The sequence below is a fragment of the Rhizobacter sp. P2_G4 genome (assembly GCF_056403575.1).
This window is the reverse complement of record NZ_JBFUFG010000002.1, coordinates 134,042-154,430: the sequence shown is the minus strand read 5'-3', so window position 1 is coordinate 154,430 and position 20,389 is coordinate 134,042. Positions and strand designations below refer to the sequence as shown.

At 66.1% G+C, this 20,389-nt stretch carries 13 protein-coding genes; 3 read left to right on the top strand and 10 right to left on the bottom strand.

Going from position 1 to position 20,389, the window contains the following annotated elements; genetic code table 11:
• Nucleotides 1-10: 10 nt before the first annotated feature.
• The 8 genes from AC1DYS_RS07300 to AC1DYS_RS07265 all read right to left on the bottom strand — a co-directional run bounded on the left by AC1DYS_RS07300 (nt 11) and on the right by AC1DYS_RS07265 (nt 11,530).
• Complete coding sequence (locus AC1DYS_RS07300) at nt 11-1,039, bottom strand: ABC transporter permease subunit (protein ID WP_477897566.1); 1,029 nt, start codon at nt 1,037-1,039, stop codon at nt 11-13.
• Nucleotides 1,039-2,616 carry an ABC transporter substrate-binding protein gene (locus AC1DYS_RS07295; RefSeq protein WP_477897564.1) on the bottom strand — a complete coding sequence of 526 codons (1,578 nt, stop codon included), beginning with the start codon at nt 2,614-2,616 and terminating at the stop codon, nt 1,039-1,041. The genes AC1DYS_RS07300 and AC1DYS_RS07295 overlap by 1 nt, the downstream gene beginning before the upstream one ends.
• The gene (locus AC1DYS_RS07290) at nt 2,613-4,217 is read right to left on the bottom strand and encodes an ABC transporter substrate-binding protein (RefSeq protein WP_477897562.1); all 1,605 of its coding nucleotides are present in this window, start codon (nt 4,215-4,217) and stop codon (nt 2,613-2,615) included. Before AC1DYS_RS07290 ends, AC1DYS_RS07295 begins: the two co-directional genes overlap by 4 nt.
• A 65-nt stretch (nt 4,218-4,282) precedes the next feature.
• Nucleotides 4,283-6,304: a M13 family metallopeptidase gene (locus AC1DYS_RS07285; RefSeq protein WP_477897560.1), complete on the bottom strand. Its 2,022-nt coding sequence runs from the start codon at nt 6,302-6,304 to the stop codon at nt 4,283-4,285.
• 4 nt (nt 6,305-6,308) lie between these two features.
• Nucleotides 6,309-8,324 (bottom strand): M13 family metallopeptidase, encoded by a 2,016-nt coding sequence (locus AC1DYS_RS07280; RefSeq protein WP_477897558.1) that lies wholly within the window; start codon nt 8,322-8,324, stop codon nt 6,309-6,311.
• A gap of 65 nt (nt 8,325-8,389) precedes the next feature.
• Nucleotides 8,390-9,991: an ABC transporter substrate-binding protein gene (locus AC1DYS_RS07275; protein ID WP_047499061.1), complete on the bottom strand. Its 1,602-nt coding sequence runs from the start codon at nt 9,989-9,991 to the stop codon at nt 8,390-8,392.
• Nucleotides 9,992-10,174: 183 nt separating this feature from the next.
• Entirely contained in the window at nt 10,175-10,600 is a 426-nt protein-coding gene (locus AC1DYS_RS07270) for a hypothetical protein (protein WP_477897556.1), read from the bottom strand.
• 102 nt (nt 10,601-10,702) lie between these two features.
• Nucleotides 10,703-11,530 (bottom strand): transporter substrate-binding domain-containing protein, encoded by an 828-nt coding sequence (locus tag AC1DYS_RS07265; RefSeq protein WP_477897554.1) that lies wholly within the window; start codon nt 11,528-11,530, stop codon nt 10,703-10,705.
• A gap of 128 nt (nt 11,531-11,658) precedes the next feature.
• Here AC1DYS_RS07265 and AC1DYS_RS07260 point away from each other — a divergent pair, with 128 nt between their 5' ends.
• Nucleotides 11,659-12,960 carry a PQQ-dependent sugar dehydrogenase gene (locus tag AC1DYS_RS07260; RefSeq protein WP_477897552.1) on the top strand — a complete coding sequence of 434 codons (1,302 nt, stop codon included), beginning with the start codon at nt 11,659-11,661 and terminating at the stop codon, nt 12,958-12,960.
• Nucleotides 12,961-13,029: 69 nt separating this feature from the next.
• Entirely contained in the window at nt 13,030-13,857 is an 828-nt protein-coding gene (locus tag AC1DYS_RS07255; RefSeq protein WP_477897550.1) for a helix-turn-helix domain-containing protein, read from the top strand.
• A gap of 21 nt (nt 13,858-13,878) precedes the next feature.
• Here AC1DYS_RS07255 and AC1DYS_RS07250 read toward each other — a convergent pair whose 3' ends face one another.
• Nucleotides 13,879-14,427, bottom strand: a complete 549-nt coding sequence (locus AC1DYS_RS07250; protein ID WP_477897548.1) for a carboxymuconolactone decarboxylase family protein — start codon at nt 14,425-14,427, stop codon at nt 13,879-13,881.
• Between the two features lie 146 nt (nt 14,428-14,573).
• On the bottom strand, nt 14,574-17,264 hold the full coding sequence (locus AC1DYS_RS07245) for a winged helix-turn-helix domain-containing protein (protein ID WP_477897546.1): 2,691 nt from the start codon (nt 17,262-17,264) through the stop codon (nt 14,574-14,576).
• Nucleotides 17,265-17,491: 227 nt separating this feature from the next.
• Here AC1DYS_RS07245 and AC1DYS_RS07240 point away from each other — a divergent pair, with 227 nt between their 5' ends.
• Complete coding sequence (locus AC1DYS_RS07240; RefSeq protein ID WP_477897544.1) at nt 17,492-20,353, top strand: YncE family protein; 2,862 nt, start codon at nt 17,492-17,494, stop codon at nt 20,351-20,353.
• The last annotated feature ends 36 nt before the right edge of the window (nt 20,354-20,389 follow it).

Below are 20,389 nucleotides of genomic sequence, written 5' to 3'. Positions count from 1 at the left end.
GTCACATCACTCATTTCGCATGCCGGATGCGCGGGTTCACCACCGCATACATCAAGTCCACCAGAAGATTGACCACGATCACCAGCGTCGCAGTGATCAGGATGCCGCCTTGCACCACCGGATAGTCGCGCCGGCTGATCGCGTCGATCAGCCACTTGCCGATGCCTGGCCACGAGAAGATGGTTTCGGTGAGCACCGCCCCGCCGAGCAGCGTGCCGACCAGCAAGCCGATCACAGTGATCACCGGCACCAGGGCATTGCGCAGCGCGTGCACGAACACCACCCGCGCAGGCGACAAGCCCTTGGCCTTGGCCGTGCGCACATAGTCTTCGCGCAACACCTCGAGCATTGACGAGCGTGTCATGCGCGCAATGACCGCCAGCGGCACCGTGCCGAGCACGATCGCCGGCAGCACCAGGTGTGACAGTGCCGACCGGAAAGCGCCCTCTTCACCCGACAGCCACGCGTCGATCAGCATGAAGCCGGTGCGCGGCGCGATGTCGAATTCGAGCGCCATGCGGCCCGACACGGGCAGTGCCCACGCCGGCGCCCACTCGCGCATGTTCACCGAGCAGAACATGATGAGCAGCAGGCCCCACCAGAAGATGGGCATCGAGAAGCCCGTGAGYGACAGGCCCATCACGCCATGGTCGAGCACCGAGCCGCGCTTGATGGCCGCCAGCACGCCCGCCAGCAGCCCCACCACCGTGGCGATGAAGAGCGCGCAGATCGACAACTCGACCGTGGCCGGGAAGAGCTTCAGGAATTCGCTCCACACGGCCTCGTGCGTCACGAACGATTCACCCAGGTCGAGGTGCATTGATTTCCACAGGTAGCTGCCGTACTGCTCCCACAGCGGCCGGTCCAGGCCGAGACGGTGCAGCACCTCGGCGTGGAACGCCGGGTCGAGCCGGCGCTCGCCCGCCATCACCTGCACCGGATCGCCGGGGATCAGGTGAATGAGCGAGAACGCCAGCAGCGTGATGCCGATGAAGGTGGGGACGACGAGCGCGAGGCGCTTGAGAATGAAGCCGAGCATCAGTCCACCTGCACCGCGCGGAAATCGCTGCCACCGAAGGGCGTGGCCACGTAGCCGCGCACGCGTTTGTTGACGCCTCGCACATCGAGCTTGTTCGCCAGGGTGATCAAGCCTGTCTCGGCGAACAGAAGTTGTTGTGCCTTGACGTAGATCTCGCTACGCTTCTTCAGGTCGGGCGTGGCGCGTGCGGCGGCCAGCAAATCATCGAAAGCCTTGTTGCACCACTGCGACTTGTTGCCGCCGCCCTCGGCGGCAGCACAGCTCAAGTTGGGGGTGAAGAAGTTGTCGGGGTCGCCGTTGTCGCTGAACCAGCTCAGCAGCGCCAGGTCGTGCTCGCCTTTGCCGGTGCGCTTGTACAGCTCGCCCAGCTCCATCAACTGAACGCGCACCTTCACGCCGATGCGTGCCCAGTCGCCTTGCAGCAGCTCGGTGCCGCGCTTGATATCGCTGGTGCGTGCCGTGGCGAAAAACGTCAACTCGCTGCCGTCATAGCCCGACGCCTTGACGAGCTGCTTGGCGCGCTCGATGTCCTGCGTTGTCTTCAGCGAGGCGTCATGGCTCCAGATGCCGGGCGGCAGGAAGCTGCCCGCAGGCACCGCTTCGCCGCCATAGACCGATTGCACAAAGGTCTTCCGATCGATGGCGATGGAGAGCGCCTCCCGGAAGCGCTTGTCCGACAGGAACCGGTGCTTGCTGTTGGGCGCGAGGTAGCTGGTGGTCAGGGGCTTGCTGCGCAGCAGGTTGATGCGCGCATCGCCATCAAAGGCACGGGCGTTGTCGCCGCCCACCAGGCTCACCAGGCATTCACCTGCTTTCAGGCGCTGGATGCGCACGCTCGGGTCGGGTGTGATCGCGAAGATCAGGTCGACCTTGGGTGGCGTGTTCCAGTACGCCGTGTTGGCCGCATAGCGGATGACGGCGTCTTTCTGGTAGCTCTTGAACACGAACGGTCCGGTGCCGATGGGCTGGGTGTTGATCTGCTCCAGCTTGCCGGCCTTCAGCAGCTGATCGGCGTACTCGGCCGAGTAGATCGATGCGATGGACGTCATCGTCAGGTCGGCGACGAAGGGCGACTCGGGCTTGCTCAGCGTGATGCGAACCGTCTGGTCATCGACCTTGCTCACCGACTTGATGAGCTCCGGCATGCTCATGCCGGCCCAGTACGGGTAGCCGTTCTTCGCCACGCCATGCGCCGGGTGGCTCTTGTCGTTGATGCGGTTCAAGGACCACAGCACGTCGTCGGCGTTGAAGTCGCGTGTCGGCTTGAACCAGGGCGCGGTGTGGAACTTCACGCCCTTGCGCAGGTGCAGCGTGTAGACGGTGCCGTCCGCACTGATGTCCCAGCGCTCGGCCAAACCGGGCTCCACCGTGGTGGTGCCGGGCTTCATCTGGAGCAAGGTGTCGTAGAGCGGAATGCCCGATGCGTCGTTGGTGATCACCGTCTCGTACTGCACCACGTCGAACCCTTCGGGCGCGCCATCGGAGCAGAAGGTCACGGTGCCCGCCGCCTGCGCCACACACAGCGTGCAGGAGATCGTGCTGGCGACCAGCCAGCGTCTCAGCGCGAGCGCGCTCATTTGACGCTCACCGCGCGGAAGTCGTTGTGCGTGAATGGGTTGGGGACGAAGCCTTCGACGCGCTTGTTCAGCGCCGTCATGTTCACGGGGTACACCGTCGGGATCACCGCCACCTCGTCGTACACCAGCTTCTGTGCCTTGACGTAAAGCTCGGTGCGCTTCTTCGGGTCGACCGTCTTGCGCGCTGTATCGATCAGGTTGTCGAACTCCTTGTTGCACCACTGGCTCTTGTTGCCGCCGCCAGTCACTGCAGCGCAAGTCAGGTTGGGTGTGAGGAAGTTGTCGGGGTCGCCGTTGTCGCCGGCCCAGCTCAGGAAGGTGATGTCGTGGTCGCCTTTGCCGGTGCGCTTGAGCAGCTCGCCCCATTCGATCATCTGCACACGCACCTTGATGCCGACGCGTGCCCAGTCGGATTGCATCAGCTCGGCGGCGCGCTTGCCGTCGATGGAACCGCCGATACGCGTGAACAGCGCGAGCTCGGTGCCGTCGTAGCCCACGGCCTTGACGAGTTGCTTGGCCTTCTCGGGATCGAAGCGGTTGACCAGCGTCTTGTCGTAGCTCCACATCGGCGGCGGCAGGAAGCTCGCCGCCGGCGTGGCATTGCCACCGTAAACCGCCGACATGTAGGTCTTCTTGTCGAGCGCCAGCCACATCGCTTCGCGGAAGCGCTTGTCGCTCAGGAACTTGTGCTTGGTGTTGGGCGCGATGTAGGCGGCCAGCAGCGGGTTGTTGCGCACGATCTTCACGTTGGGGTCGTTGTCGAAGGTGCTCACCGTCTCGGGCTTCATGTTCGTGCCGACGAGGCACTCGCCGGCCTTCAAGCGCTGGATGCGCACGTTCGGGTCGAGCGTGATGGCGAAGATCAGGTTGTCGACCTTCGGCGCGCCACCCCAGTAGGCCGTGTTCGCCGTGTAGCGAATGATGGCGTCCTTCTGGTAGCTCTTGAAGATGAAGGGGCCGGTGCCGATGGGTTGCGTGTTGAGCTGGTCGAACTTGCCGCTCTTCTGCAGCTGCTCGCCATATTCGGCGGAGAAGATCGACCCGATAGCCTCCATCGCGAGGTCGGCCAGGAACGGCGCTTCGGGGTGCGTCAGCGTGATGCGAACGGTGTAGGCGTCGACCTTGTCCACCGCCTTGATCAGCGACGACATGCCCATGCCCTCCCAGTACACGTAGCCGTTCTTCGCGGCGCCGTACGCAGGGTGCTTCTTGTCGTTCACGCGGTTGATGGACCACAGCACATCGTCGGCATTGAATTCGCGCGTGGGCTTGAACCACGCCGTGCTGTGGAACTTCACGCCCTTGCGCAGGTGCAGCGTGTAGACGGTGCCATCGGCACTCACGTCCCACTTTTCGGCCAGGCCGGGTTCGATCTCGGTGGTGCCCAGCTTGAAACCCAGCAGCTGGTCGTAAATCGTGCGGCCTGCCGCGTCGTTGGTGACGGCCGACTCGTACTGCGCAATGTCGAAGCCGTCGGGCGACGCTTCGGTGCAGACCGTCAAGGTCCCGGCGGCGTGGGCGGTGCCGCCGAGGCCGAGGGCGGCTGCAGCCAGCGTCGCAGAAGCCAGGGTCGCAGAGACCAGAGAAGAGCGCTTGTTCATGGGCGGTTCAGACAATTCAGAAGATCATTCACTTTAGCGGGTGCAGCAACCCCCGTGCCCGGGGCTTACCAGATGCGGATGCGTTGGTCGCCGCGCTTGTACATGCGGTCGCCGGGCTGAGTGGCGAAGGTGGCGTGGAACGCATCGAGGTTGATGGCCGCCCCATTGGCGCGGAACCTCGCCGGGGCATGCGGGTCATGGGTCACGAGTTCGAGCATGCGGGCGTCGCGCATCTTCTCGCGCCCCGAGGCAGCCCAGGCCAGGAAGAAGCGCTGGTCGCCGGTGAGTCCGTCGATCACCGGCGCCGGCTGGCCTTTCAGCGACAGGAGGTAGGCCTTGTAGGCGATCTCCAGGCCCGACAGGTCGGCAATGTTCTCGCCCAGCGTCAACCGGCCGTTGACCTTGTGGCCAGGCAGGGCTTCATAGCCGTTGAATTGCTTCACCAGCCGGTTGCCCAAAGCGTCAAAGGCCTTGCGGTCGGCGGCTGTCCACCAGTTCTGCAGCTTGCCGTTGCCGTCGTAGTGGCTGCCCTGGTCGTCGAAACCGTGGCTGATCTCGTGGCCGATGGTCGCACCGGTGGCGCCGTAGTTGGCCGCGTCGTCGAAGCCCATATCGAACAGCGGCGTGTCGAGAATGGCCGCCGGGAAGACGATCTCGTTCACGCTCTGGTCGTAATACGCATTCACCGTTTGAGGCGTCATGCCCCATTCGCTGCGGTCAACCGGCTTGCCCACTTGCACGGCGCGGCGCTCGTGCTCGAAGCGGCCGGCGCGGGCGGCGTTGCCGAAGGCATCGCCATTGCGCACTTCCAGGGCCGAGTAATCGCGCCACTTGTCGGGGTAGCCGATCTTGACGGTGTACTTGGCAAGCTTCTCTTGTGCACGCTGGCGAGTTGCCGGCGTCATCCAGCTCAGGCGGTCGATGGACTGCCCGAAGGCTGCGAACAGGTTGGCCACCATCTCCTGCGTGCGCGCCTTGGCTTCGGGCGAGAAGTGGCGAGCCACGTAGACCTGCCCCACCGCTTCGCCGAGCGCTGCGTCGACGGCGGCCGTGGCCTTCTGCCAGCGCGGCCGCTCCACTTCCTGCCCGCGCAAGGTCTTGTCACGCAGCATGAACGCTGCGTCTCTCCAGGGTTTAGGCAAGACACTGGCCTGCGCATCCATCAGCCGCACGCGCTGGTACAGCCGCCACGTGTCGATCGGCGTGCTTTGCACCAGGCGCGCCATGGCGCGGGCATAGCTCGGCTGCTGCACCGACAGGCGGTCGATCTCGGGCAGCGCGGCGGCGCGGAAGAAGGCGGCCCAGTCGAGCCCCGGCGCATGGCGTGCCAGCACCGGCATCGTCATCGGGTTGAAGGTCTTGATCGCGTCCTGGCTGTCTTCGGCAGACCACTGCGCTCGCGCGAGCGTGGTCTCGAGCGCCATCACAGCCTTGGCGTGGGCGGCCGCTTGTGCATCGCCGCCCAACTGCAGCAGCGTTTCCATGTAGGTCAGGTAGGCCGCGCGCGCCTTGGCGAAATTGGGTTCGCGCTTCAGGTAGTAGTCGCGGTCGGGCAGGCCCAGGCCCGATTGACTCGCCACCAGGCGGTTGATGGTGGGCTGCTTCGGGTCACCGCCCACGGCCAACGTCATCGGGCTGTCGACCACGCCCTGCCAGCGGCCCCACAGAACGGCCAGCTCGGCCGGCGTGTTCACGGCATCGACCTGCGCGAGCCACGGTGTCAGCGGCGCGATGCCCGCGGCATCGATGGCATCGACATCGAGGTAGCTACGGTAGTACGAGCCGACCTTCTGCTCGATGCTGCCCTTCGCCGCTTCACCCTGGCTCAGCTCTTCGCAGATCTTGCGCACACGCACATCGGCACGGTCGGCCAGCTCCTGGAACACGCCGTAGGCCGCCTTGTCGGCGGGGATCGGTGTGCTCTTGATCCACTGCCCCGTGGCAGCGAGGAACAGATCGTCCTGCGGGCGCACGCCGGGATCGGCGGTGCTGCGGTCGATACCGCTCCCGAGGCTGGCCGCGAACACGGTGCCGGTGCACAGCGCCGCGAGGGCAGCGCCCCAACGTCGAATCGTCGAATTTTTCATGGGGTCACCAGATGTGGATGCGGGCGTCACTGGGCTTGAACATGCCGTCGCCGGGTTGTGTGCCGAAGGCCGAGTGGAAGCCATCGTGGTTGACGGCAGCGCCGTTGGCGCGGAATTCGGGCGGCGAGTGTGGATCGACGGTCAGCTGCTGCAAGGCACGCGCTTCTCGCACCTTGCCACGCCATGCTTGCGCCCACGCGAGGAAGAAACGCTGTTCGCCGGTCAGCCCGTCGATCACCGGTGCGGGCTTGCCGGCGAGCGACAGCTGATAGGCCTTGTACGAAATCTGCAGGCCCGACAGGTCGGCGATGTTCTCGCCCAGCGTCAGCCGGCCGTTGACCTTGTGCCCTGGAATGGGTTCGTATGTGTCGTACTGGGCAGCGAGGCTCGCGGCCAGTTGGTCGAAGGCCTTGCGATCGTCGGCCGTCCACCAGTTGTCGAGCTTGCCGTCGCCGTCGAACTGGCTGCCCTGGTCGTCGAAGCCGTGGCTGATCTCGTGGCCGATGATGGCGCCGATGGCACCGTAGTTGGCCGCGTCGTCGGCGTTCATGTCGAAGAACGGCGGCTCGAGAATCGCGGCAGGGAACACAATCTCGTTCACTGGCGGGCTGTAGTAGGCGTTGACCGTCTGCGGCGTCATGCTCCATTCGCTGCGGTCGACCGGCCCGCCGACGCGGCGCGCTCGGCGTTCGTACGCAAAGCGATTGGCGCGCATCTGGTTGCCCAGCGCATCGCCGTCACGCACCGTGAGCGCCGAGTAGTCGCGCCACACATCGGGGTAGCCGATCTTCACGCCGTACTTGGCGAGCTTCTCCTTGGCGCGCAGCCGGGTCTGCGGGCCCATCCACGTCACGCTGTCGATCGACTGCCCATACGCCGTCAGCAGGTTGGTCACCAGCTCGCGCATGCGGGCCTTGTTGGCAGGTGGGAAGTAGCGCGCCACGTAGCCTTGCCCCACGGCCTCGCCGAGTGCGGCATCGAGTGCTGCCGTCGCCTGTTGCCAGCGCGGCTTCTGCTGTTCGCTGCCCTGAATCGCGCGGCCGTTGAAGGCAAAGTGCGCCTCGCGGAACGGCTGCGGCAACACCGGCGCGGCAGCGTCGAGCAGGCGCACGCGCAGATAGAGTTTCCAGTCGGCCAGCGGCAGTTCGCGCACCAGCCGGGCCATCGCCTTGGCATAGCTCGGCTGGCCGACGGACAGCCGCTCCATCGGCGGCAGCGTTGCCGCTGCGAAGAAGCGGTCCCACGCCAGCCCCGGGTCCGCGCGCTTCAGTTCCGTCGGCGTTGTCGGGTTGTAGGTCTTGACGGCATTGCGGTTGTCGACCGGCGCCCATTGCACTTCGGCCAGCCGCTTCTCCAGTGCAAACACCGTCGCCGCACTGCGCGCGGCGTGCGCGTCACCGCTCAGGCGCAGCAATGTTTCCGCATAGCCCACGTAGGCGGCGCGAGCCTTGGCAAATCGCTCACCGTCTTCGACGTAGTAGCTGCGGTCGGGCAAGCCCAGGCCGCTTTGCCACACGGTCACGCTGTAGATGCCGGGCTGCTTGCGGTCGGGCGTGATGCGCGCGGTCAACGGCACCGCGACCTGGCCTTGCCACTGCCCCATCAAGCCGGCGAGCGCAGCCTTGTTCTTGAGGCCGTCGATCTGCGCGAGCCACGGCAACGACGGTGCAAGACCGGCGCCGTCGATCGCCGCTTCGTCCATGAAACTGCGGTAGTACGAACCCACCTTCTGCTCGTTGCTGCCCGTCGCCGCGGGCGCGGCCGCGAGTTCTTCGATCACTTTGCGCACCCGCTCGTCGGAGCGGTCGCGCAGCAGGATGAACGTGCCGTAGTTGGACTTGTCGGCCGGAATCGGCGTGTCCTTGACCCATTGGCCATTGACGGCCTTGAACAGGTCGTCCTGCGGCCGTACCGCTGGGTCGAAGCCGCTGCGGTCCAGGCCCGCACCCGACGCCTGCGCACCGGCCATGCCGGAATGCAAGACGAGCAGCGCAATCGCCAGCGTGACGTGCGAACGCATGAATGTGCCTCGATCAAAAGGGAAAGGCCGCGCGCCCAGAGCGGGCGCGCGGCGAGGCAGCCGCTTTACTTCAGGCTGACGCCGTAGAACTGCACGGTGCCGAGCGGGCTCATCTTGAAGCCCTCGACGTTCTGCAGCATCGGCTGGTAGACCACCGAGTGCGCCATCGGCACCCACGGGGCTTCGCGCTTGAACACGACCTGCGCCTGCTCGTAGAGCTTCGTGCGCTCGGCCACGTTCGCCGTCTGCTTGGCCTTGTTGATCAAGGCGTCGTATTCCTTGTTGCACCACTGGCCGTAGTTGGAGCCACCGACGGCCGCGCAGCTGAGCAGCGTGGCCATGAAGTTGTCGGGGTCGGCGTTGTCGCCCGTCCAGCCGAACATGCCGATGTCGCTCTCGCCTGCCTTGGCACGCTTGAGGTACTCGGCCCACTCGTACTTGAGGATGGTTGCCTTGATGCCGACCTTGGCCAGGTCAGCCTGGATCAGCTCGGCTGCTTGCTGGCCGTTCGGGTTGTAAGGCCGTTGCACCGGCAAGGCCCACAGCTTGGTCTCGAAGCCGTTCGGGAAACCGGCCTTGGCGAGCAGGGCCTTCGCCTTCTCGGGGTTGTACTCGTAGTCCTTGATCGACTTGTTGTACGACCACATCGTCGGCGGGATCGGGTTCACCGCCACCGCGCCGGCGCCCTGGTACACCGCATCGACCAGCGACTTTTTGTTGATGGCCATGTTGACGGCCTGGCGCACCTCGAGGCTGTCGAAGGGCTTGTGCGTGACGTTCATCGCGAGGTAGCCCACGTTCAGGCCGTTCTGCGACATCAGCTTGATCTTCGGGTCTTTCTTGAGCGCCTCGACCTCGGCCGGCTTCGGATACGACGAGACGTGGCACTCACCGGCCTTGAGCTTCTGCGCGCGCACCGCCGAGTCGATGGTGATCGAGAAGATGAGGTTGTCGATCTTGGCCTTGCCGCCCCAGTAGCTTTCGAAGGCAGCGAAGCGGATCTGCGCGTCTTTCTCGTAGCGCTTCAGCACGAAGGGGCCGGTGCCGACGGGCTTGGTGTTCAGGTCGACGCCGGTGCCGGCCTTCAGGATCTTGTCGGCGTATTCGGCGGAGTTGATCGACGCGAAGTCCATCGCCAGATCGGCCAGAAAGGCAGCATCGACCGTCTTCAGCGTGATCTTCACCGTCATCGCATCGGGCTTCTCGAGCTTCGCGATGTTGGTGTCCAAGCCCATGTCGGACGCGTATTCGAACGACGCCGGCACTGCCTTCTGGAAGGCGTTTTCCTTGTTGATCATGCGGTCGAACGTGAAGATCACGTCGTCGGCATTCAGGTCGCGTGTGGGCTTGAAGTAGTCCGTGGTGTGGAACTTCACGCCCTTGCGCAGAAAGAAGGTGTAGACCAGCCCATCGGGGCTGATGGTCCAGCGCTCGGCCAGGCCAGGCTGGAGGGTCGTGCCGCCGTCTTCGAACTCGACCAGCCGATTGAAGATCGGCCGTGAGCTGGCGTTGAAGGTGGTGCCGGCGGTGTAGCGCGCGGGGTCGAAACCCTCGGGGCTGCCTTCGGAACAATAGATCAGCGTGGTGGCAGCTTGTGCGCCCCAGACAGCACCGATCAGGAGAGAAGCCGCCAGGGTATGACGGGCAATGCGGGAGATTTTCTTCATGGGCCACCTTGTGGATGACAAACGACGCGCGAGTCTAAATGCAAACAAGCGCTTTGGCGGCAGCTTGTCGGGATAGTCCGAGTAAGCCAGCCGGGCGAGACAATTTGGAACGTTCAGCCCGGAGCAAGGCTGATGCCAAGGCCCTTCTCACTCGCTCGGTCCTTCGGCCCTCGAGACTTCAGATCAGCGCCGCAGGTCGACCTTCAGGACGCGCCGCTCGTCTTCGCTCAGGTAGCACACGTACACGCGGTCTCCGGTGTAAGCGCCGTTGCCGTCCTTGGTGTTGATGGCCAGGTGGTACTTGCGTGCCGCCATGGGCTTGCCGGCATATTGAATCGCCTCGGAGCCCGCCTTGGTGACCGACTGGATGCGGGTGCTGTCCGGGTCGGGAAAGTGCAGCTGCGCCACGCCATCGGACGCACAGAGGTCCTTGCCCGAGGCTCCGGGTACCTGCTCCGGTGCGGCACCGGGCGAGATGCGCATCGAAGCGGCATCGGCCGCGCACGGCGTCTGGCTGTAGGTATTGCCGCAGCGGTAGAGCTGCTGCGCTCCGGCAACGGCCGGCCAGGCGCACAACGAAGCGAAGGCAATGAGCCAGGTGGATGTCATCGATGCGCCTCGGTCAGGTGAAGGCCCGGGAATCGGGACCGCGCATCAATGTAGCGCGAGAGGCGTCAATGCCGACATCAAGAGCGACATCAGCGAGAGACGTCAGCGCGAGGCCGGTGCGACGATGGCGCCGCGGATGTTGTGCCGCGCGAGCGATTGCGCCACATAGCCACTCGCCTTGGCCTGCTCGACGAAGCTCGTGAGCATGGCTGTCGCAGCGGCACCGCGCGTCAACGGCAGCCCCATCGCCTGCTCAATGACCATGAAGCGCCCAGGCAACAGCCGCAAGCCGCCGAGCCGAGCGGCGTCGGCTTCGAGCTGCTGTCGAACGCCGGCCGCCACGTCGGCGTTCTCCGCGAGAAAGCGATCGACGACGGTTTGCGACGTGGGCGTGCGCATCAACTGCGCGGCCTTCAGTTCGCGTAACAGGTACAGGTCGTAAGCACTGCCGCGCCCGACCATGATGCGAACGCCGGCACGGTCGACCTGTGCGTTGTCGGTGAGGGCCGAGTCCTGCCGCACGAGGTAGGCGCCTTCGATCAGCACGTAGGGTGCGGTGAAGCCGATGCCATCGCTGCGCCGCGGGTCGATGGCGAAGAAGCCTATGTCGGCCGCGTCGGCTTTCACCGTGTCGACGGATTTCAATGCGGCATCGACGACGACCAGGTCCAAGGGCACACCCAGGCGCTCGGCGAGCAAGGTGGCCATGTCCACCGACACACCGCTCACGACTCCGGCGCTGTCGCGGTTGGCAAGGATCGGGTTGCCGAGGTTGATGCAGGCTCGCAGGCGACCGCTGGGCGCCAACGCTGCCACTGCGCCCGCGGGCAGCGAGGCAGTAGCCTTCGTCGTCGCGCAGGCCACCAGGGCCGCAATGGGTGCCACGGCACAGCACAAGGTCAAGCGGCGTCGGGTCATGATGTCGAACATGGCGGCTCCCAAGGCATGGGGTCGCAGTATCGCGCTGCATCGGGCCAGGCCCCGTGGACAGGACAATGCAAGGATGTCGCGCCCATGGGGTCTGCCTCGGGCGCAATAAAACCAAGGAGAAGAACGCAATGAGCTTGTCTGGTGTTTTCGCGCGAGCGGTCGCGCTGGTGGGTGACGCGGCCATCGTGTGGCGGCGACGGCAGGGTGATGTGAAGCAGCAGGCCGTCGGCACCTCGCCGACCATCCCCACGGCCAAGCCGCAAGGCGCCATCCCGACGCTCAAGATGCCGACGGCCAAAGGCTGGGCTCCCGGGCAGACACCGATGGCGGCACCCGGCCTCAAGGTCAACGCATTCGCCAGCGGCCTGAAGCACCCCCGCTGGGTCCACACGCTGCCGAATGGCGACGTGACAGTTGCCGAATCCCTCAGCGTGCCGGGGACGGTTCGCTCCATCTTCGACTACGCCATGGTCAGCACCATGCGGCGCGCCGCAGCCGTGGGCGTCAGCCCGAACCGGATCACGCTGCTGCGCGACACCGACGGCGATGGCGTCGCCGAAACCCGCGAGACCTTTCTCGAAGGCCTGAGGCAGCCCTTCGGCATGGCTATGCTGGGTGACACCTTCTATGTGGGCAACACCGACGGCGTGGTCGCCTTCCCGTACACGAACGGGGCCACGCGCATCAACGCGCCCGGACGAAAGCTCACGACCTACAAGCCCGGCGGCCACTGGACGCGCAGCCTGTTGCCGAGCGTCGATGGGCGCAAGCTCTTCGTCGGCGTGGGCTCGCTGAGCAATATCGCCGAGAGTGGCTTCCAGGTCGAGGAAGGCCGCGCCTGCATCTACGAACTCGACCTCGCCACGGGCGGCCACCGCATCTTCGCCTCGGGCCTTCGCAACCCGGTGGGCATGGCGTGGGAGCCGCAGACCGGCCGGCTCTGGACGGTGGTCAACGAGCGCGACGGCCTCGGCGACGAGACGCCTCCGGATTACCTCACCTCGGTGCTCGACGGGGGCTTCTACGGCTGGCCGTATTGCTACTGGGGCCAGACGGTCGACGACCGCGTGCCGCAAGACCCCGCCGCCGTCGCCAAGGCGCTCATGCCGGACTACGCGCTTGGCGGGCACACCGCCTCGCTGGGCCTGTGCTGGATGCCCGCGGGCACGCTGCCCGGCTTTCCGGACGGCATGGTCATCGGGCAGCACGGCTCGTGGAACCGCAGCAAGCTCAGCGGCTACAAGCTGGCCTTCGTGCCGTTCACCAACGGGCGCCCGAGCGGGCCGCCGCGAGACATCCTCACCGGCTTTCTCTCGCCTGACGAGAAAGAGTCGTATGGACGACCGGTGGGCGTCACCATCGGCCCGGGCAACTGCCTGCTGATGGCCGACGACGTGGGCGACGTGATCTGGCGCGTCACCGCCGCTTGAGCGATTACTTCGAAGGTAGTTGAGACCGGGCGATAGCGTCGGCTAGTCTCAGACAGACCAGAAAGCCCCATGAACCAGCCGCAGCCCGCCGACCCCTCAACGACCAGCGAAGTGGGCGTGCTCTTGCGCCATTGGCGTGCCATGCGAGGCAGAAGCCAGTTCGACCTGTCTCTCGACACCGGCGTATCGCAGAAGCACATCAGCTTCATCGAGAGCGGTCGCAGCGCCCCCGGGCGGCAAACGCTGATGGGGATCGCCCAGGCCCTGGATGTGCCGCTTCGCGACCGCAATGCGCTGCTGCTTGCGGCCGGGTACGCCCCGGTGTTTTCGCAAGAGCCTTGGAACGCCGCCGAAATGCTGAGCATCAACAAGGTGCTGGAACGCATGCTGCGGCAGCACGAACCCTTCCCGGCGGTGGTAATGGACCGGCACTGGAACGTCCTCATGAGCAACGAGTCGGCTCCGAGGTTCTTCAACCGCTTCATCGATCTCTCGCAACGCCGGACTCCCCGCAACCTGCTTCACCTGATGTTCGACCCGCAAGGCATGCGGCCTTTCATCGCGAACTGGGACAGCGTGGGAAAAAGTTTGATTCAGCGCGTCTATCGGGAGTCGGTAGATCGTGTCATCGACGATGGCACCAAGGAGCTGCTCTCGCAATTGATGGCGTATCCGGGGATCGATGCAGAGTGGAAGAACCCGAGGGCGTTGAACGTGATGCCGCAAGCAACGTCGATGCCCTTCATCCCGATTGCGTTCAGCAAGGACGGCGTAACGCTCAGCTACCACTCGATGATCACGACCGTCGGAACACCTCAAACGGTTGCCGCACAGGAGCTCCGCATCGAATGCATGTTCCCGGCGGACGAAGCGACCGAGCGGCATCACGAAACCTGATCGCGACGCCGCAGGTGGGCGCTACGCGCTCCAGGCATGCGCCGCGAACGCATCCTCCAGGGGCGGAGCGGCGACGTTTCCCGCATAGTTGGTGATCGTCGAGGCAGCGACGACGGTGATCACTTCCAGCACATGCTCGCTGCCGAAGCCTGCGGCGAAGAACGCCCGAAGGTCGCCCTCATCGAGGCGCCCGCGCTTCTCGATCAGCCTCTTTGCCAAGGTGGAAAGAGCTGCGTGATCCGCGTCAGTCGGTACGCGGCGTTCGCGGATGGCTTGCACATCAGCTGGGTCGAGACCCTGCTTCAGCGCCAGCGCGGTGTGAAAGGCAACTGCCCAGGGGCACGCGTTCGTGACGGCGTTGGTCAGCAGCAAGGTCTGTATCTGCGCTTCGGTGAAGCTGCCGGCGTGGACGTTTTCGAATACGCCGATGAAGCCGTTGATGAGCACTGGCGATTCCGCCATGGCTGCGGCGACGTTCGGAATGAAGCCGAACGTGTGCTCAAGTGTCCGAAGAACGGGCTTTGATTTCTCGGGGGCGGATTTGATCGTATGCAGTGGAAAGTTGGACATGGCGTACCTCTTGATGTCTTGGGCGAATGGTTGGATGGCGAGCACCAAGACTAGGATCGACGCCGCTGCCCAGCAATTGCATGCCAGGTAATCAGAACCAGCCTGCCGGGGCGGTCGGCTGGACTGTCTTTTCAGTCCCTTGAGCCCTATCGCCCGCCGTGTCCCGCGCCTTTTCGCTCGCCCCACTCGACCAGCCGCAGCTCGCGCGCCCGGACCAGCGCGCCCACGCGAGTGCCCACGCCGAGCTTGGCGAAGATGTTCTTCACGTGCCACTTCACGGTCGTCATCGATATCTGTGCGCGGGCGCTGATCTGCTGATTGGTCAGACCCTGGGCCATTAAACCCAGCACCTCCAGTTCGCGCGCGGTCAGCGTGTCGACGGCGTGGGCAGGCCGGCCACCGACGGCTTGCTTACCTGATTTTTGAGGGGAGTCCGTGCGCCCCAGTGCCGCCCCGAAGACACGCAGCACGTGCTCGGGCATCAGCCGGCGCATCTGCGGCATCTGCAGGGCCGCGATCAGCACCTGGTGGAAGCGCGGGTTGTCGTCGAACCAGCTGCGTGAAGGCGCGTGGCCGCGTGCACGCAGCAAAGATTGGAGCAGGCACTGCAGGGCCTCGTCGCGCGCGCCGGCTTCCCACAGGGTGCTGGCCAGCGCGGCTTCGACCGCATGCAGGCGAAGCACATGGCCTGCTGCTTCGGCACTGCCGCGCAACACCTGGAGGATGGCGCGTGACTCCTCGTGCCGCTGTGCGTGCGACAGCAGCGCGGCGCGGGTCATGCCGCGGCGTTCCCAGGCCTCGTCGTAAGGGCGTGTCGCCTGCCATTCCGCGCTGTCGTCGCCCACACCGAATTCGGCCGCGCAATCGCGCGCCCGCACGGGCTCGCCCATCGCGAGCCACAGCCGCACCTTGTCGAAGCACACCTGCGCGGCAAAGCGCCGCTCGAGGCTGCCTTCCAGAATCCCATGCAGGTAGTCGAGCAGCCGCATGGCGGCCTCGGGCTCACGCTCTGCCGCGCGCACACGCGACAGCGTGCGTGTGGCCGCCACCAGCGTCTCGTAGGTGCCGCCAGCTTCGACCAGCGGCAGCAACTCTTCGCACAGCGCTCGCGCCTCGGCCAGGCGGTTGGTCTCGTAGCGCAGCACCGCGAGCGCTGTGGCCGCATTGGCCCACGCCGCGTTGCGCGGGGCATTGCGCACGCCGGCCCAGAGCTGCTCCACGCGGCGTGCCGCCGAGCCGAAGTCGCCCTTCGCGCGCTCGACGAGCGCCAGCACGCTGCTCGCATAGCCATCGCCATAGGGGCTGATCGGCTGCAGGATCTCGCGCGCGCGCATGGCCAGACGCCAGGCCGGATCGAACCGGTGGGCGCAGAACATCGCGTAGGCGCGGTTGACGAGATGCAGGCCTCGCAATTGCGCGTCGCCGTCGGTCTGGTCGGCAGCGGGCGGTTCGTCGGCGAGCGCTTCGTGCTCGCCACTCAGGGCCTGCAGGATCTGCTGCAGCGTGCGAAGGTGGAAGCCCGAGGCGGTCCCGTTCTCGGCCAGACGGCGAAGCATCGCGTGGGCCTGGTCGAAGCGGCGGCACAGGACCAGGCAGGTGGTGTAGGTCACACCCAATGCAGGGCGGGCGAGCAGCTGTTCGTGCGGCAGCCGCTCGCACCAGTGCACCACCTCCGCGATGTCGCCCGACTGCTGCCAGCGCAGCGCGGCCCGTTCGACCAGCTCGGCACACCAGCCCACCTCGCCCGACTTGAAGGCATGGGCCAGCGCTTCGGCGAAGCGCAGCTGCGCCGCATACCAGCGGCTGGCGCGTTCGTGCAGCGCACGCTGGCGTGCCGGTTCGGCAGCCAACCGGCTGCGCAGGAAGGCATGAAACAGCGGGTGGTAGCGGAAGGCGAGCCCATGGCTGTCTTGCGCCGTGACGAACAACTGTTTGCGCTCCAGTTTCTCCAGCACTCCCTGCGAGCCGTCGCGACCGAGCAGTGCATCACACAGCTCGCCGGTCATGGTGTCGACCAGACTGGTCGACAGGAGGAAGTTTTGCAGCGGCGTGCTTTGCTCCTGCAGCACCTCGTGCTCGAGGTACGCAGCCATGTCCACGTGCCCGCCGTCAAAGTCGGCAAGCGCAGCGTCGATTTGCTGTGGGTGCGCGGCCGAGGTGCTGACGGCGAGCAGGCCCAGCTTCACGCCGGCCGTCCAGCCCTGTGTGGCTTCAAGCAGGCGCTCGGCCTGCGCGCGGCTGAGCGGCTCGTCCATCAGCTTGCGGCCGAGCTGCATGACTTGGCCTGCGTCGAACGCCAGGTCGCCACCGTCCACCATCTCGAGCTGGTCGCGCAGCCGCCAAGCCGGCAGGTTTAGCGCCGGCAGGCAGCGCCCGGCCAGCACCCAGTGCACGCCAGGGGCCGACGCCGCCAGCAAGGCATCAAGCAGGGCCATGCAGGGCGCGTCCTGGGCTCGGTGCATGTCGTCGATCACGATCAGCAAGTCGCCGCTGCGCTGCGCCAAGAGGGCTTGCAGGGTCGGCACCAGGCGCTCGCCATCGGGCGGGTGGGTGGCATGCGGCTGCAGATCGGGCACCGCGGCACTCAGGCTCGCCAGCAGGCGGGCTGCCAGTGCAGCGGGGCCCTGGGGCGCGGGATCGAGGGTGAGCCAGGCCGCAGCGCGTCGTTGCCGGCTGCGCCGAAACCATTGCGTGAGCAGCGTTGTCTTGCCCGAGCCGGCGGGTGCCGCCATCACCACCAGCCGCAGCTTGGAGGCAGCGTCGAGCCGCGCCATCAGGGCGGGGCGCGAAACGCTGGAGGGGGCAAGCAGCGGTGGCTCGATCGTCGTGTCTGACATCACGGGCAACCCGGGGAGGGTGAACCCTGATCCGGCAAGCGCCGGTCGGGTGTCCCCCCGGAAGGCGCGCGAGTGTAGCGGAGCGCGCCGATGCCTTGGGCGAGCCGCACCTGCTCGGCCGCCCCCTCCCGGCGGAGGGGGCGCAGCACGGGTGTGCTTCTTACGATGCCTCTGCGAGCCGGCGCCACACGCTGGCCGCATCACCACAAAGAGAGAAGGAGACAACCATGCACGCGCTACCGATGCCACGCCGGGGCAGGCCCCTGGCGAACCTGCTGCTGCCCTTGCTAGGCTGGGTCTTGGGCCTGGCCCTGAGCTTGTCCATCGGGCCGGCAGCGGCCCAGTCGCCGTCCTTCATGCAGTTCGAGAGCGGGCCGGTGCGACCGATGGCGATGTCGCCCGACCGCACGCGCCTCTTCGTCGCCAACACGCCCAACAACACGCTGGACGTCTTCAACATCACCGGTGCCGCGCCGCAACTGCTCGCGCGCGTGCCGGTGGGCTTGGAGCCGGTCGCGGTGGCTGCGCGCAGCAGCACGGAGGTCTGGGTGGTGAACCACCTGTCCGACAGCGTGAGCGTGGTCGACCTGAGCGGCACGCCGCGCGTGGTCCGCACGCTGCTCGTGGGCGACGAGCCGCGTGACGTGGTCTTCGCTGGGAGCCCCGAGCGTGCCTTCATCACCACCGCACACCGCGGCCAGCACCGCAGCGATCGGTCGCTTGCCAACGTGCCCGGCGCCGGAGACCCGCAGCTCACTACCCCCAGCATCGGGCGGGCCGACGTGTGGGTGTTCAACACCGCCAACCTGGGCAGCGCGGTGGGTGGCCTGCCGCAACGCATCATGACTTTCTTCAGCGACACGCCACGCGCATTGGCGGTGAGCCCGGACCGCAGCACGGTCTACGTGGCGGCATTCAAATCAGGCAACCAGACCACCACCGTGCTGCAGCCGCTGGTGTGCCAAGGCTTCAACCCCAACCTGCCCTGCATCGGCCAGAACGGCAAGATCATGCCCGGCGGCAATCCCGGCCCGAAGACGAACTTCGAAGGCAAGAAGGCGCCCGAGGTCGGCCTGATCGTCAAGTTCAACAAGGCCACCGGCAAGTGGGAAGACGAGCTGCGGCGCAACTGGAACAACGCGGTGCAGTTCCGCCTGCCCGACCAGGACGTGTTCGCTGTCGACGCCAACACGCTCGCGCAGAAGGCCGCACACACCGGCGTGGGCACGGTGCTGTTCAACATGGTCACCAACCCGGTCACGGGCAAGGTGTACGTCTCGAACACCGATGCCATCAACGAAGCGCGCTTCGAAGGTCCGGGCAACTATGCCGGCCACACCGTGCAGGGCAAGCTGGCGCAGACACGCATCACGGTGATCTCGGGCGGGGCCGTCTCGCCACGCCATCTGAACAAGCACATCGACTACTCCAAGCTGCCCAGCCAGCCAGGTTTCGACTGGACGATGAAGGACCATTCGCTCGCCATGCCGCTGGAAATGGCGGTCACTGGCGACGGCCGCACGCTGTACGTCGCAGCCTTCAGCTCGAGCCGCATCGGCGTGTTCGACACGGCCGAGTTGGAGAACGACAGCTTCAACCCGCGCACGGCAAGCAGCCGCTACATCGAAGTGGGCGGCGGTGGCCCGAGCGGGCTGGTGCTCGACGAAGCGCGTGGCCGGCTGTACGTCACCACGCGCTTCGACAACGCCGTCAAGGTGGTCGACCTGGCTTCGCACGCCACGCTGTCGTCGGTCGCGATGAAGAACCCCGAACCGGCGTCGGTCGTGACCGGCCGGCCCTTCCTCTACGACGCGCGCCGCTTCTCCGCCAATGGCGAGGCTTCGTGCGCGAGCTGTCACACCTTCGGCGACATGGACGACCTGGCCTGGGACCTCGGCAACCCCGACGACCGCGTCACCAACAACCCGATCACCAAGAACCTCGCCTCGGCGCTAGAGATCGCGTTGGGCAAGGTGCTCTTCGGCGTGACCTCGCCCATCAACGGCAGCGACAACGCCAACGAGTTCCACCCGATGAAGGGGCCGATGACGACGCAGACGCTGCGCGGCATGCGCAACGCCGGCGCGATGCACTGGCGAGGCGACCGCGCCACCGGCATCTTCGGCAGCAGCGGCACCGACAGCACGCTGTCGTTCAAGAACTTCGCCGTGGCGTTCGAGGGCCTGCTGGGCGGCACCGCACCGCTCACCGAGGCCGAGATGCAGAAGTTCGCCGACTTCCAGCTGCCGGTGATGCTGCCGCCCAACCCGATCCGCAAGCTCGACAACTCGCTCACCGCGTCACAACAGCGCGGGCGCAGTTTCTACAGCGGCTCGCGCCCGTCGGACGGCATTGACGTGGGCCCGCTCGGCGGCCTGGTGCCCAACCAGACGGCGTTCACATGTGAAGGCTGCCACCGCCTCGACCCGGCGAACGGCTTCTTCGGCACCGGCGGGCGCGCGAGCTTCGAGGGCATCCCGCAGATCATCAAGATCCCGCACCTGCGCAACATGTACCAGAAGGTCGGCATGTTCGGCTCACCGAAAGTGAACTTCTTCGGTGCCCCTGACACCGGCTTCGTGGGCGACCAGGTGCGTGGCTTCGGCTTCGTGAACGACGGCGCGGTGGACACGCTGTTCCGCTTCTTCACTGCCAAGGTCTTCGACCCGCAGCTCACGACCGGCTTTCCCATCCTCAACCCCGACGCGACAAGGCGCGACGTGGTGGACTTCATGATGGCCTTCGACAGCGACCTCGCACCGATCGTGGGGCAGCAGATCACGCTGACCGCCACCAATGCGTCGGCGGTGTCAGGCCGCATCAACCTGCTGCTGCAGCGTGCGCAAACGCCCTTCGTCTCCAAGGAGCTTGGCGGCGCCACGACCGAGTGCAGCCTGGTCGCCCGCGTGGTCGAGGGTGGCGTCTCGCGCGGCTTGGTCTACAACCCGACGGCCCAGGCCTTTGTCGCCTCGGACGGCAGCCAGCGCAGCGACGCGGCCGTCCGCGCGCTGGCCACGGCTTCGGGGCAAGAGGTCACGTACACCTGCACGCCCCCAGGCTCGGGGCCGCGCATCGCGTTCGATTCCTGAACGCGGCTGAAGGGCGACGACAGCCCCGGTAGAGAA

Excerpts from the sequence above, each read along its gene's own strand:
- AC1DYS_RS07295 (WP_477897564.1), bottom strand. The coding sequence starts at position 2,616 with ATGAGCGCGCTCGCGCTGAGACGCTGGCTGGTCGCCAGCACGATCTCC.
- AC1DYS_RS07290 (WP_477897562.1), bottom strand. The coding sequence starts at position 4,217 with ATGAACAAGCGCTCTTCTCTGGTCTCTGCGACCCTGGCTTCTGCGACG.
- AC1DYS_RS07285 (WP_477897560.1), bottom strand. The coding sequence starts at position 6,304 with ATGAAAAATTCGACGATTCGACGTTGGGGCGCTGCCCTCGCGGCGCTG.
- AC1DYS_RS07280 (WP_477897558.1), bottom strand. The coding sequence starts at position 8,324 with ATGCGTTCGCACGTCACGCTGGCGATTGCGCTGCTCGTCTTGCATTCC.
- AC1DYS_RS07275 (WP_047499061.1), bottom strand. The coding sequence starts at position 9,991 with ATGAAGAAAATCTCCCGCATTGCCCGTCATACCCTGGCGGCTTCTCTC.
- AC1DYS_RS07270 (WP_477897556.1), bottom strand. The coding sequence starts at position 10,600 with ATGACATCCACCTGGCTCATTGCCTTCGCTTCGTTGTGCGCCTGGCCG.
- AC1DYS_RS07265 (WP_477897554.1), bottom strand. The coding sequence starts at position 11,530 with ATGTTCGACATCATGACCCGACGCCGCTTGACCTTGTGCTGTGCCGTG.
- AC1DYS_RS07260 (WP_477897552.1), top strand. The coding sequence starts at position 11,659 with ATGAGCTTGTCTGGTGTTTTCGCGCGAGCGGTCGCGCTGGTGGGTGAC.
- AC1DYS_RS07255 (WP_477897550.1), top strand. The coding sequence starts at position 13,030 with ATGAACCAGCCGCAGCCCGCCGACCCCTCAACGACCAGCGAAGTGGGC.
- AC1DYS_RS07250 (WP_477897548.1), bottom strand. The coding sequence starts at position 14,427 with ATGTCCAACTTTCCACTGCATACGATCAAATCCGCCCCCGAGAAATCA.
- AC1DYS_RS07245 (WP_477897546.1), bottom strand. The coding sequence starts at position 17,264 with ATGTCAGACACGACGATCGAGCCACCGCTGCTTGCCCCCTCCAGCGTT.
- AC1DYS_RS07240 (WP_477897544.1), top strand. The coding sequence starts at position 17,492 with ATGCACGCGCTACCGATGCCACGCCGGGGCAGGCCCCTGGCGAACCTG.